The organism is Klebsiella sp. Ech2A, from assembly GCF_030078455.1.
GTDB lineage: Bacteria > Pseudomonadota > Gammaproteobacteria > Enterobacterales > Enterobacteriaceae > Klebsiella > Klebsiella terrigena.
In genome coordinates this window covers 1-12,137 of sequence record NZ_JAQGFU010000132.1, presented here as the reverse complement: position 1 = coordinate 12,137, position 12,137 = coordinate 1, and the positions used below count along the sequence as shown (strand labels likewise).

12 protein-coding genes are annotated in these 12,137 nt (G+C 57.4%); 6 read left to right on the top strand and 6 right to left on the bottom strand.

Annotated features, from left to right (window positions below; all coding sequences use genetic code 11):
- Together solA and PFH44_RS19490 are read left to right on the top strand one after the other, a co-directional pair.
- A partial coding sequence (solA, locus tag PFH44_RS19495) for an N-methyl-L-tryptophan oxidase (RefSeq protein ID WP_283825867.1) occupies positions 1-1,089 on the top strand: 1,089 nt, incomplete at its 5' end.
- A gap of 76 nt (positions 1,090-1,165) precedes the next feature.
- Positions 1,166-1,279: a DUF2770 family protein gene (locus tag PFH44_RS19490; RefSeq protein WP_071844905.1), complete on the top strand. Its 114-nt coding sequence runs from the start codon at positions 1,166-1,168 to the stop codon at positions 1,277-1,279.
- Here PFH44_RS19490 and trhO read toward each other — a convergent pair.
- The gene (gene trhO, locus PFH44_RS19485; RefSeq protein WP_045854826.1) at positions 1,265-2,329 is read right to left on the bottom strand and encodes an oxygen-dependent tRNA uridine(34) hydroxylase TrhO; all 1,065 of its coding nucleotides are present in this window, start codon (positions 2,327-2,329) and stop codon (positions 1,265-1,267) included. The genes PFH44_RS19490 and trhO overlap by 15 nt on opposite strands.
- A 209-nt stretch (positions 2,330-2,538) precedes the next feature.
- On the opposite strand from trhO, the gene PFH44_RS19480 reads away from it, so the two are divergent.
- The 3 genes from PFH44_RS19480 (at position 2,539) to PFH44_RS19470 (ending at position 5,339) form a co-directional block, all read left to right on the top strand.
- Positions 2,539-3,462: a Kdo(2)-lipid IV(A) acyltransferase gene (locus PFH44_RS19480; RefSeq protein WP_045854825.1), complete on the top strand. Its 924-nt coding sequence runs from the start codon at positions 2,539-2,541 to the stop codon at positions 3,460-3,462.
- A gap of 148 nt (positions 3,463-3,610) precedes the next feature.
- Positions 3,611-4,861 (top strand): multidrug efflux MFS transporter MdtG, encoded by a 1,251-nt coding sequence (mdtG, locus tag PFH44_RS19475; RefSeq protein WP_283825866.1) that lies wholly within the window; start codon positions 3,611-3,613, stop codon positions 4,859-4,861.
- 91 nt (positions 4,862-4,952) lie between these two features.
- Complete coding sequence (locus PFH44_RS19470) at positions 4,953-5,339, top strand: MysB family protein (RefSeq protein WP_045854824.1); 387 nt, start codon at positions 4,953-4,955, stop codon at positions 5,337-5,339.
- On the opposite strand, the gene PFH44_RS19465 is transcribed toward PFH44_RS19470, so the two are convergent.
- From PFH44_RS19465 to mdoG, 3 genes are all read right to left on the bottom strand, one after another.
- Positions 5,340-5,567 (bottom strand): YceK/YidQ family lipoprotein, encoded by a 228-nt coding sequence (locus PFH44_RS19465; RefSeq protein WP_041144943.1) that lies wholly within the window; start codon positions 5,565-5,567, stop codon positions 5,340-5,342. It abuts the gene before it with no gap.
- A gap of 66 nt (positions 5,568-5,633) precedes the next feature.
- The gene (mdoH, locus tag PFH44_RS19460) at positions 5,634-8,162 is read right to left on the bottom strand and encodes a glucans biosynthesis glucosyltransferase MdoH (protein ID WP_045854823.1); all 2,529 of its coding nucleotides are present in this window, start codon (positions 8,160-8,162) and stop codon (positions 5,634-5,636) included.
- Entirely contained in the window at positions 8,155-9,708 is a 1,554-nt protein-coding gene (gene mdoG, locus PFH44_RS19455) for a glucans biosynthesis protein MdoG (protein WP_045854822.1), read from the bottom strand. The genes mdoH and mdoG overlap by 8 nt, the downstream gene beginning before the upstream one ends.
- Positions 9,709-9,960: 252 nt before the next feature.
- On the opposite strand from mdoG, the gene mdoC reads away from it, so the two are divergent.
- Positions 9,961-11,124, top strand: coding sequence for a glucans biosynthesis protein MdoC (gene mdoC, locus PFH44_RS19450; protein WP_283825865.1), 1,164 nt, complete (start codon positions 9,961-9,963; stop codon positions 11,122-11,124).
- 50 nt (positions 11,125-11,174) lie between these two features.
- Here the strand turns inward: mdoC and PFH44_RS19445 are convergent, their stop codons facing one another.
- On the bottom strand, positions 11,175-11,765 hold the full coding sequence (locus PFH44_RS19445) for a TetR/AcrR family transcriptional regulator (protein WP_283825864.1): 591 nt from the start codon (positions 11,763-11,765) through the stop codon (positions 11,175-11,177).
- A gap of 65 nt (positions 11,766-11,830) precedes the next feature.
- Positions 11,831-12,137, bottom strand: a 307-nt coding sequence (locus PFH44_RS19440) for a macro domain-containing protein (RefSeq protein WP_283825863.1), incomplete at its 5' end; no start/stop codon positions are given.

Below are 12,137 nucleotides of genomic sequence, written 5' to 3'. Positions count from 1 at the left end.
GGCCCAACCGGCCCCCCCGCCGGCTTTTACGCCCGTCGCGCAGGACCCAACGTTCTGATGGTCGCCGCCCACCAGCCTCCGCATCAGGAAGGCAGTCATCACGGTAATACGCGTCTTATCCGCCACGCCTATGGTGAAGGTGAAAAATATGTCCCGCTGGTGCTGCGGGCGCAGCAGCTGTGGGATGAACTGGCGACCCTCAGCGGTGAAGCCGTTTTTGAGCGTACCGGGGTTATCAATCTTGGCCCGGCGGAGTCTGCGTTTCTCAGCAACGTCATGAACAGCGCTCGAGAATTTGCGCTCAACGTTGAAGAGATGGACGCCCAGGCCATCATGGCCCGCTGGCCGGAGATTCGCGTGCCTGAGGGCTATCGCGGGGTTTTTGAGCCGGCATCAGGCGTCCTGCGCAGCGAGCTGGCGATTGAAACCTGGATTCGCCTGGCCCGTGAAGCGGGCTGCGCGCAGCTGTTCAACTGTCCGGTCACCGCTATCGACCATCACCAGGACGGCGTCACTATCGACACCGCCGACGGCCAGTACAGCGCGAAAAAGCTGCTGATCAGCGCCGGTACCTGGGTGACGCACCTGCTGCCGGAGCTGCCGATTCAGCCGGTGCGTAAAATCTTTGCCTGGTTCCAGGCCGATGGCCGCTACAGCAGCAAAAATAACTTCCCGGCGTTTACCGGCGAGCTGCCCAACGGCGACCAGTTCTACGGCTTCCCGGCGGAAGATAATGAACTCAAGATAGGCAAGCACAACGGCGGACAGCTTATCTCCAGTGCACAAGAGCGCACGCCGTTTGGCAGCGTGGCAACGGACGGTTCGGAATCGTTCAGTTTCCTGCGCAACGTCCTGCCCGGCATCGGCGGCTGCCTGCACGGCGCATCCTGCACCTATGACAATACGCCGGATGAGGACTTCATTATCGATACTCTCCCCGGTCATCCGCAAACCCTGCTCATCAGTGGATTGAGCGGTCATGGCTTTAAGTTTGCGCCGGTTTTGGGCGAAATCGCCGTCCAGTTTGCCCGTGGAGAATCGTCAGCCTTTGATCTGACCCCCTTCTCGCTGGCCCGCTTTCAGCAATAATAGCCCACCCGCGGTACCGCCACCGTACTGATAAAAAAACGGCCTCATCGGAGGCCGTTTATCACTGAGAGATCCTATGCGTCGCCTGTATGACTTACTGATCAACAACGTCCGCGAGCACTTTATGATCTATCTCGCTCTGTGGCTGCTGCTGGCCATCATCGACCTCGTGTGGCTATGGTTTTTCTGACGTCTCAGGATCCGGGATCCCCAGCTTGGTATTCAGACGCCCGCGGGATTTATTGAAGATCTTATTCCCGTTCTCACGCCCGGCCCGTAGCTGACGCTGCTCCTCTTCCGGCAGCTTATGCTCTTCCATACAGGATTCACTGCAGCATCCGGCAAACTTCTCCGCGCAGCTCGGACACTGAATAAACAGCAGATGGCACCCGTCGTTCAGGCAGTTGGTGTGGCTATCGCAGGGCTCACCGCACTGATGGCAGTGCGCGATGATATCGTCAGAAATACGCTCGCCCATGCGCTCATCAAAAACAAAGTTTTTACCGATAAAACGCACCGGCAAACCCTGCTCGCGCGCGCGACGCGCGTACTCAATGATGCCGCCTTCAATGTGCCAGACCTTGCTGAAGCCGTTATGTTTCATCCACGCGCTGGCTTTTTCGCAGCGGATGCCGCCGGTACAGTACATAACGATTTTTTTATCTTTATGCTCCTGCATCATCTCAACCGCCTTCGGCAGCTGATCGCGGAAGGTGTCGGCGGGAATTTCCAGCGCCTGCTCGAAATGCCCCACTTCGTATTCGTAATGGTTACGCATATCGATAAAGATCGCATCGGGATCGTCCAGCATCGCGTTCACTTCCGCCGCCTTCAGGTAGTCACCGACGTCAGAGGCATCAAAGGTCTCATCATCGATACCGTCGGCAACAATTCGGTCGCGCACCTTCAGGCGCAGCACCCAGAATGATTTCCCGTCGTCGTCGAGGGCGACGTTCATGCGCAGCCCTTCCAGCGCCGGGTTGAAGGCGTACAGATATTCACGCAGGGCCTCAACGCGGCTCTGCGGGACGCTGATTTGCGCATTGATCCCTTCGTGGGCCAGGTAAATACGGCCAAACACGTTCAGCTTAGTCAGCGCAATCCACAGGGCGTCGCGCGTCGCTTTTGGGTCAACGATGGTGAAGTACTTATAGAAAGAGATCGTCGTGCGCGGCTCGGTCTCGGCCAACATCTGCGCTTTTAACGTCTCATTTGAAATGCGGTTATGTAACACTGGCATGGTGTACCTGCTCGACATAAAAATGAGTAAAACAAACGGCCGGCATCATATAGTAAAAGGCATTAATTTACATCCATACATTTCACGCTACATTTTTTACAGCAATCTTAGCTATGATTTAACAATAAATGCCAACCTGGCCGCTGGTTTTGGCTGAACCATAAAAAAATGCGATAATAGAACGCGTTGCTTAATTAAACAGGTATGAGATGACCCATTTACCTAAATTTTCCATGGCGTTGCTGCACCCGCGCTATTGGCTACTTTGGCCAGGAATCGGCCTGCTGTGGCTGGTTGTCCAGCTCCCCTATCCGCTGATTTATCGCCTGGGGACCGCCCTCGGTCGACTCGCGATGCGCCTGATGACCCGGCGCGCAAAAATTGCCTACCGTAACCTGGAGCTCTGCTTTCCCGAGAAGAGCGAGCAGGAACGTCATCAGCTGATAAAACAAAATTTTGAATCCGTTGGCATGGGCCTGATGGAAACCGGCATGGCCTGGTTCTGGCCTGCGCAGCGCATTGCGCGCTGGACCGATTCTATCGGTGTCGAACATATCAGGGCCGTACAGGCGCAAAATCGCGGCATTCTGCTGATCGGTATCCACTTCCTCACTCTCGAAATGGGCGCCCGCATGTTCGGGATGAATGAGCCGGGTATTGGCGTCTATCGCCCGAATGATAATCCGGTTATCGACTGGCTGCAGACGTGGGGACGACTGCGCTCCAACAAGGATATGATCGACCGTAAGGACCTGAAGGGCATGGTGCGGGCGCTGAAAAAAGGCGATGTCATCTGGTACGCGCCGGATCACGACTACGGCCCGGCCTCCAGCGTCTTCGTGCCGTTTTTCGCCGTCGAACAGGCCGCCACCACCTCCGGCACCTGGATGCTGGCAAAAATGTCGAAAGCCTGCATCGTTCCCTTCGTGCCGCGGCGTAAGCCCGACGGTAAGGGCTATGAGCTGATTATTCTGCCGCCGGAGTGCGATCCGCCGCTGGACGACCCGCAGACGACCGCCCTGTGGATGAACCACATCGTCGAGAAGTGCATTCTGATGGCGCCGGAGCAGTATATGTGGATGCATCGCCGCTTCAAATCGCGCCCGCCCGGCGTTCCTTCGCGCTACGAATAGCCGCCGTTATTGCGCCCAAAGCCCCCGTTCGGGGGCCACGACCTTAGCATTAAACGCGCTCTCCCATTGCGACAACCATTTCCCAGGCGCATAATTAGCAGGCTCATATTTTCAACTTTTGACCTGCGGCGCAGGCCAGTGGGATCCTATGTCGTCTGCCGATCTACCTGTTAACTGGAAACGCAATCTTACCGTCGCCTGGTTCGGCTGTTTTTTAACCGGTGCGGCGTTCAGCCTCGTGATGCCGTTCCTTCCGCTTTACGTTGAACAGCTCGGCGTCACCGGCCACGCCGCCCTTAATATGTGGTCGGGGCTGGTCTTCAGCATCACCTTTCTTTTCTCTGCCGTTGCCTCGCCGTTCTGGGGCGGACTTGCCGACCGCAAAGGCCGTAAAATCATGCTGCTTCGTTCCGCACTCGGCATGGCTATCGTCATGGTGCTGATGGGGCTGGCGCAAAATATCTGGCAATTTTTGCTGCTGCGCGCGCTGCTGGGATTATTAGGCGGGTTTGTACCGAACGCCAACGCCCTTATCGCCACCCAAATCCCGCGCCAGAAGAGCGGATGGGCGCTGGGAACGCTCTCCACCGGAGCGGTCAGCGGCGCCCTGCTTGGCCCGCTGGCCGGCGGTTTTCTCGCCGATCTGTGGGGCCTGCGCCCGGTCTTCTTTCTCACCGCTAGCGTCCTGTTTATCTGTTTCCTCCTGACGCTGTTCTTTATTCGCGAGCAGTTTGTGCCGGTGGCGAAAAAAGAGATGCTTAGCGCCAGAGACGTCTTCTCCTCCCTGAAGAGTCCAAAACTGGTGCTCAGCCTGTTCGTCACCACCCTGATTATCCAGGTCGCGACCGGGTCGATTGCGCCGATCCTGACGCTGTACGTGCGGGATCTGAGCGGGGACATCGGCAATATTGCGTTTATCAGCGGAATGATCGCCTCCGTGCCCGGCGTTGCCGCCCTGATCAGCGCCCCGCGTCTCGGCCGGCTGGGGGATCGGATCGGGCCGGAAAAAATCCTCATCGTGGCGCTGATCCTCTCCGTTCTGCTGCTTATTCCGATGTCATTCGTCCAGACTCCGCTGCAGCTGGGCATTTTGCGTTTCCTGCTCGGCGCCGCCGACGGCGCGCTGCTGCCGGCGGTGCAAACGCTGCTGGTGTACAACTCCACCAGCCAGGTCGCGGGCCGCATCTTCAGCTATAACCAGTCGTTTCGCGATATTGGCAACGTCACCGGCCCGCTCATCGGCGCCTCCGTCTCCGCCAACTATGGCTTCCGGGCGGTCTTTTTGGTCACCGCCTGCGTGGTGCTGTTCAACGCTATCTACTCGACCATCACCTTACGTCAGCCGCGAAGCAGCGAACCCTCTGGCGGCCGGGGCTCCGGCGATCGTTCGGTAAATTAAGTCCGCAAAGCGTCCTTGCCCTTGACGCATCGCCCGCCGCCTTCTATAGATTGGATCGTGTCCATTTCTCATTCTTCTTAGGGGGTTAGCCATGCCAAAGGATTCCGTTTTCTATGCCACGCTCGAAGAAGCTATCGATGCGGCCCGCGAAGAGTACCTGGCCAATAATCCGGATAGCGACGAGGAGAGCGCCAGCGTCGAGCAGCTGAATATCCAGAAGTACGTCTTGCAGGATGGCGATATCGCCTGGCAGGCCGAGTTCTTTGCCGACGATGAGGGGGAAGGCGAGTGCCTGCCGATGCTCAGCGGCGAAGCGGCGCAGAGCGTTTTTGACGGCGACTACGACGAGATAGAGCTCCGCCAGGAGTGGCTGGAAGAGAATACGCTCCATGAATGGGACGAGGGTGAGTTTCAGCTTGAACCCTCTCTGGATACGGAAGAGGGTCAGACGGCGGCCGATGAGTGGGACGAACGCTAGCTAATTGTAGGGGCCGTGGCTCGCATCAAGCGGCAGCAGCAGCGTGTCGAACACCAGCGAAAAAGGCAGGTCGAGGATGGTGATATAGCGCCACGGCGAGTCGCGAACGTCCCACTGGACGCCGGGGTAATACTGATTGCCGTGCCCCTGTCCCGGCACCGTGCGGCTAATAATGCTGCCGCAGCCGCTGAGTACCACGGTCATGACGATGACCAGCAAAATTCTCATCTGTAACCTCAATTCCTGGAGAAAAAAATACCGGCAAAATTGCCGGTATTTTTCTTAACGTGCGGCCTACTTCGTTTTTAACGCCAGCGGATTCAGCGCTAGCTTGCCATAGGCATCCACCCACGAAGAGTATTTCTCCGGCGCGGCCCATACGCGATAGTGCAGGCGCGACAGGGTCACCGGGTCGCTTAACAGCACCAGACGACGGTCGCGGTTAAGTTTATCCGGCGTCTCGTTCAGCGCCTGCTCAACGTGACGTTCACGGGCGATATCGAGGATCCGACCGTGGCGGTGACGAGCGGTAGCCATTGCCGTTGCCAGCGCGTTAAACGACGGGTTAAACACGGCGTGCATAAAGCCATCATCCAGCGAACGCTGACGGTTCAGGGTCAGGTAGGCATCGGTATCCTTCAGCACCTGCGGCGGGGAGTACTCCTCCGGGATCAGGAACAGCTTCCAGCGTTTGGTACGCAGACCAATGGTCGCCCGGCTGGAGATCACCGACACAAACGGCGACAGAATCAGCGAGAAGACGATCGGCGCCAGCCAGAACAGGAAGCGCAGATCCAGCCACGCCATGCCGACGGCCCAAACCAGCCCCAGCAGCAGCTGTGAACCGTGGCGCATAAACGCTTCGCCCCACGGGGTGGAGTCGTCATCACGCTGCGGCGAGTTCCAGACCACTTCCCAGCCGAGGAACGCGCTGACCACAAATACGGTGTGGAACAGCATACGTACCGGCGCCAGCAGCACGGAGAACAGCACCTCCAGCAGCAGAGAGAGGGTCACGCGGATAAACCCGCCGTACTCTTTCGACCCTTTGCACCACACCAGAATGATGCTCAGCAGCTTCGGCAGGAACAGCAGCACCATGGTTGAGGCAAACAGGGCTATCGCCAGCTCCGGACGCCACTGCGGCCAGACCGGGAACAGCTGACGCGGCTGCAGGAAGTACTGCGGCTCGGTGAGCGCGTGCACTACCTGCAGAGCGGTCGACAGGGCGAGGAACATAAACCACAGCGGCGCGGAGAGATAGGACATGACGCCGGTCAGGAACACCGCCCGGTGCACCGGGTGCATACCTTTAACCAGGAACAGGCGGAAGTTCATCAGGTTACCGTGGCACCAGCGACGGTCACGCTTCAGCTCATCCAGCAGGTTCGGCGGCAGCTCCTCATAGGAGCCCGGCAGGTCATAGGCAATCCACACGCCCCAGCCGGCGCGACGCATCAGCGCGGCTTCCACGAAGTCGTGCGACAGAATCGATCCGGCGAAAGAGCCTTCACCCGGCAGCGGCGCCAGCGCGCAGTGCTCAATGAACGGTTTTACGCGGATAATGGCGTTATGACCCCAGTAGTGCGACTCACCAAGCTGCCAGAAGTGCAGACCGGCGGTAAACAGCGGGCCGTATACGCGGGTCGCGAACTGCTGGCAGCGGGCGTAGAGGGTGTCCATTCCGGAGGCGCGCGGCGAGGACTGGATGATCCCGGCGTTCGGGTTCGCTTCCATCAGGCGCACCAGGCCGGTCAGGCACTCGCCGGACATCACCGAGTCGGCGTCCAGCACCACCATGTAGCTATACTGGCTGCCCCAGCGACGGCAGAAGTCATCGATGTTGCCGCTTTTACGCTTAACGCGACGACGACGACGGCGATAGAAAATCTGCCCTTCCCCCTGGACTTCAGCAATCAGCTCCATCCACGCCTTTTGCTCCGCTACGCAGATATCCGGGTTGTAGCTGTCGCTGAGGATGTAAACGTCGAAGTGCTGCTGCTGACCCGTCGCCTTCACCGATTCCCAGGTGGCACGCAGACCGGCGAATACGCGATCGACGTCCTCGTTACAGATAGGCATGATAAGCGCCGTCCGATGCGCCGGATTCAGCGGCTCGTCGCCGACGGTGGAGGCGGAAATACTGTACTTATCGCGCCCCATCAGCAGCTGCAGGAAGCCCATCAGCGCCGTCCAGAATCCCGCTGATACCCAGCAGAAGAGGACCGCAAAGAGGATCAGAATGCCGGTTTGCAGCATATACGGCAGCAGCTGCATAAATGAAACCCACAGGTTCTGCCCTACCATGTCGGCGGGGTTGATTAACGCCCAGCCCTGATACGGCAGAATGGTTTTCATGTACCAGGTCGCAACGACGGTCTGCGCCAGCGTTAGCAGCAGCAGCGTGTAGCGACGGATGGTACCGGCGGTACGCCATTTCTGTTCGTTTTCCTGCTCTTCTTTGGTCAGACGAGAAAGATAGCGCGGGGTGACATCGCGTCCACGCAGCCGATCCCAGAAGCGGCCTACCGGGTTGGTCCGCCACGGATCCGGGAACATAGAGGAGCGCTTCGCCTTCGGCATGGCGTGCAGCTGGGTGCGACCTTCATCATCTTTGATGAGCTGATCGCCCGCCAGCGCGTCCGGCCAGCTATGCTCCAGCCGCGCTTTCACCGACCCCAGAGGGGAATCGTCTTCGCGGGGAAAATCGTGACGATCGGCGTCCAGCGCTTCATGTACCGCCTTCAGGCTGGTATCAGGAAGCGCAGACTTCTCTGCACCCGACAGCGGTAAGGCGTCAATGTACTTGGTTATGTTATTCATTAGCAGGCAGCTGATAGCTCCAGGTTTCACTCAGCGTCTGGTCGGCATTGACCAGCGCAGCGCGCATTTCCGTAGTTTTCTTCGGATCTTTCACTTTCACGCGCAGAATCATACGCCAGCCCTTGGTGATCGGGTTATAACGCACCGCGTTCTCAACGATCTCCGCGTTATCGCCAATGCTCGCCTGCGCCGTTACCGGCGTATCTGACGGCAGTTTTTTCATCTCAGCGCCGGTGAAATCAACGATGAAGGCGATAGTGCCATCCGGCTGACGAATCAGGTTCGACTGCTTCACATCGCCGGTGGAACGACGGGTCTGCATCACGTAGGCGTTATCCGGCGCGTGCAGCTTGTCTTCATCGCGGCTGAAGGTAATAGAGTATTTGAAGTTCATCTCTTTACCCGGCTCCGGCAGCTGATCCGGCGTCCAGTAGGCTACGATGTTATCGTTAGTTTCATCGTTGGTTGGAATCTCAACCAGTTCGATTTTACCTTTACCCCAGTCGCCTTTCGGCGTGATCCATGCGCTCGGGCGCAGATCGTAGCGGTCGTCGAGATCTTCAAAGCGAGAGAACTGACGTCCGCGCTGCAGCAGGCCAAAGCCCTGCGGATTTTCCATCGCGTAGCTGCTGACGGCCAGGTGCTTCGGATTGTTCAGCGGACGCCAGATCCACTCCCCGTTGCCGGCGAGAATAGAGAGGCCGTTAGAGTCGTGCAGCGCCGGACGGTAGTTTGTCGCCGGAGAGGGCTGATTCGGTCCAAACAGGAACATGCTGGTCAGCGGTGCAACGCCCAGCTTGCCGACCTTATCGCGCAGGTACACCTTAGACTGCACGTCAACCACGGTATCGCGACCCGGCATAATGACAAAACGGTATGCTCCGGTTGCACGCGGGGAATCGAGCAGAGCATAAATCGTCAGACGCTTGTCGGTCGCTTTTGGACGTTCGATCCAGAACTCGCGAAAACGCGGGAACTCTTCGCCTGAAGGCAGTGCGGTATCGATAGCAAGGCCGCGAGCTGAGAGCCCGTAAACCTGGCCCTGGCCCAGTACGCGGAAATAGCTGGCTCCGAGCATGCTGACGATTTCGTCATTCTTATCTTTGCTATTGATCGGGTACAGCACTTTAAACCCGGCAAAGCCAAGGTCTTTGACCGTGTCTTTGTCATGCTGGACGCTGCCAAAATTGAAGTAGTCCGGGCTATATTTGATCTTATGCACGCTACTTGCAGTCACTTCATTGATAGTGACCGGCGTGTCGAAGTACATGCCCTGATGATAAAATTCAAGTTTGAACGGGGTCTTCTGGTTGTTCCAGTATGCTTTATCGTGGTTAAACTGGATTTGCTGGTAGTCCGCGTATTTCATGTCACGGAAAACGGAGGGCAGGTTGCTCTTCGGCGCTTCATAGCCCTTCCCGGCTAACGATTTTGCCTCTTTTGCAACGTCATCAATGCTAAACGCCCATGCAGATGAAGTACACAGGGACAACATTACGGCTGCGCTTAACCAGCGCATTTTCATCATCTGTGGTTTATGTTTCATATAAGTAAGCACTTCCCCCTTTGTGTGCTTAAATCGATCCGATCTATTTTAATGGAAATTCAGGCAATCCGACAACATAATCCCTGCATTGTTCAGCTTAGCAGTACAGGTAATGGACAGTTCTCTGTCACTTTTGCACTTTGCGTGCTTATCCTGGAGACAGGTATCCAGAGTTGATGTAGGGTTGCTGAGAATTTAAACGTTATCACCTTGAGTGATAAGACGAATTGTCTGAGAAAGTAGTGAAACTGTATGAATAACGCGCCAGTAGAACGTGAATATTTCTTCGATAGCATCCGAGCATGGTTAATGTTGCTGGGGATACCCTTTCACATATCGCTTATCTATTCCAGCCACAGCTGGCATGTTAATAGCGCCGAACCTTCGTGGTGGCTGACGCTGTTCAACGATTTTATTCACGCATTTCGCATGCAGGTATTCTTTGTCATCTCCGGGTACTTCTCCTACATGCTTTTTCTTCGCTATCCGCTAAAAAAATGGTGGAAAGTGCGGGTCGAGCGCGTGGGCATCCCCCTGTTAACCGCTATTCCGCTGCTGACCCTGCCGCAGTTTATTATGCTGCAGTACGTCAACGGTAAAGCCGATAGCTGGCACGCGCTCTCAGGGTACGACAAATTCAACACCCTCGTCTGGGAGCTGATCTCGCATCTGTGGTTTTTACTGGTGCTGGTCGTGCTGACCACCCTCGGGGTGGTGCTGTTCAAATGGCTCACCGGACGCCGCACGGAAGGCGGCCCGAGCTTTGGTGACACCGTCACATTGTCTCAGCTGTCGATGATTTTCCTCGCGCTCGGCGTGCTCTACGCGCTGATCCGCCGCACGCTGTTCATTCTCTACCCGCCGATTCTCAGCAACGGCCTGTTTAATTTTATCGTCATGCAGACCTTGTTCTACCTGCCGTTCTTTATTCTCGGCGCGCAGACCTTTATCAACCCGCGCCTGAAAGCGCTGTTCACCCGGCCGTCGCCGTGGTGCTACGTCGGGGCCCTGCTGGGCTTTATCGCCTACCGCCTGAACCAACAGTACGGCTCCGGGGACGCGTGGATGTTTGAGACCGAGTACGTCATTACCATGGTGCTCGGACTGTGGATGGTGAACGTGGTGTTTTCCCTTGGGCACCGCCTGCTGAACTTCCAGTCGGCGCGGGTGACCTATTTTGTGAATGCCTCGCTGTTTATCTATCTGGTGCACCACCCGCTCACCCTACTGTACGGCGCGTGGATTGCTCCGGCCATCCAATCGAACACCTTAGGGTTTATTGCCGGGCTGATTTTTGTGGTCGGCGTTGCGGTGATCCTCTACGAAATTCATCTGCGGATCCCGCTGCTGCGCTTCCTCTTTTCGGGGAAATTCCAGACTAAAACGCCGAAGCCGCAGGTTTCGGCCAACGGATAGCCCCGCCGGGGCTGCGCCAGGCGCGCGGCCCCGTAGCAGGCCAGCGAAGATTATTTTTTGTCAAACAGAAGCTGGAACAGGTCGCGATAGAGCGCGGCCATCGCTGGCTTATTGGCCTCCGCTGCGGTGGTCAGCTCGCGACGATACGCCGCGCCCTCGGTTAATACCGCAATCAGTTCACTGGCGGCATCGATCTGCGCCGCCGACATCTCGGGATGAGAGTGACGGGTAAGCCGCCCGCCCTCCTCTTTCAGGCGCCGGTCGGCCTGCTGTAAAATTTCGCGCAGGCGCGGGTTTCTCGAGGCTTCGGCGTTAATCTCCATCAGCAGATAATTGTCGGTTATCGTGGCGGCCGACGGCGGTATGACGCCAGCCAGCAGCGACGCCATCCGCTCGAGGTCGTGATTGCCGCGAATCATCTCCTCCACCCTGGCGTGAACAATTTCGCTGACTATTGCCTCGATAATCGCCTCTTTGCTCGCAAAAATACGGTACAGCTGCCCTACGCTAAGCCCGGCCTCGCGGGCAATATCGGCAACGGACGCGCCGTGGAGCCCTTTTGCAGCAAAACATGCTTGTGCCGCAGAAACAATCTCCGCCCGACGAACGAGCTGCTTTTGCGCTACCTTTCCCTCAGCCACCAACAGATCTCCTTCATTGATAATTGTCGACGCCTGCCTGGCCAGCAGCGTCGGCTGCGCTGCGCCTATTGTGCCTGCAGCAGGCGGTGATAAATCTCAGCCGTTTCGGCATCAAAACAGACAAAACAGACGCGTTCCAGCGGATTGTAGCGGGTGAGAAAGGCGTTCACCGTTCGCACGGCTATCTCCGCCGCAGCCTGCTTAGGGTAACCGTACACGCCGGTGCTGATTGCCGGGAAGGCAATAGAGCGGTAGCTATTCGCCGCCGCCAGCTGCAGGCTGTTTTTATAGGCATCGGCCAGCAGTTCAGCCTCCTGGCGATCGCCGCCGTGCCAGATCGGCCCAACGGCGTGAATAACCGCCCTGGCCGGG

What these genes read in the sequence shown, in the direction of transcription:
- PFH44_RS19490 (WP_071844905.1), top strand. Translation starts at nt 1,166, where the DNA reads ATGCGTCGCCTGTATGACTTACTGATCAACAACGTCCGCGAGCACTTT.
- trhO (WP_045854826.1), bottom strand. Translation starts at nt 2,329, where the DNA reads ATGCCAGTGTTACATAACCGCATTTCAAATGAGACGTTAAAAGCGCAG.
- PFH44_RS19480 (WP_045854825.1), top strand. Translation starts at nt 2,539, where the DNA reads ATGACCCATTTACCTAAATTTTCCATGGCGTTGCTGCACCCGCGCTAT.
- mdtG (WP_283825866.1), top strand. Translation starts at nt 3,611, where the DNA reads ATGTCGTCTGCCGATCTACCTGTTAACTGGAAACGCAATCTTACCGTC.
- PFH44_RS19470 (WP_045854824.1), top strand. Translation starts at nt 4,953, where the DNA reads ATGCCAAAGGATTCCGTTTTCTATGCCACGCTCGAAGAAGCTATCGAT.
- PFH44_RS19465 (WP_041144943.1), bottom strand. Translation starts at nt 5,567, where the DNA reads ATGAGAATTTTGCTGGTCATCGTCATGACCGTGGTACTCAGCGGCTGC.
- mdoH (WP_045854823.1), bottom strand. Translation starts at nt 8,162, where the DNA reads ATGAATAACATAACCAAGTACATTGACGCCTTACCGCTGTCGGGTGCA.
- mdoG (WP_045854822.1), bottom strand. Translation starts at nt 9,708, where the DNA reads ATGAAACATAAACCACAGATGATGAAAATGCGCTGGTTAAGCGCAGCC.
- mdoC (WP_283825865.1), top strand. Translation starts at nt 9,961, where the DNA reads ATGAATAACGCGCCAGTAGAACGTGAATATTTCTTCGATAGCATCCGA.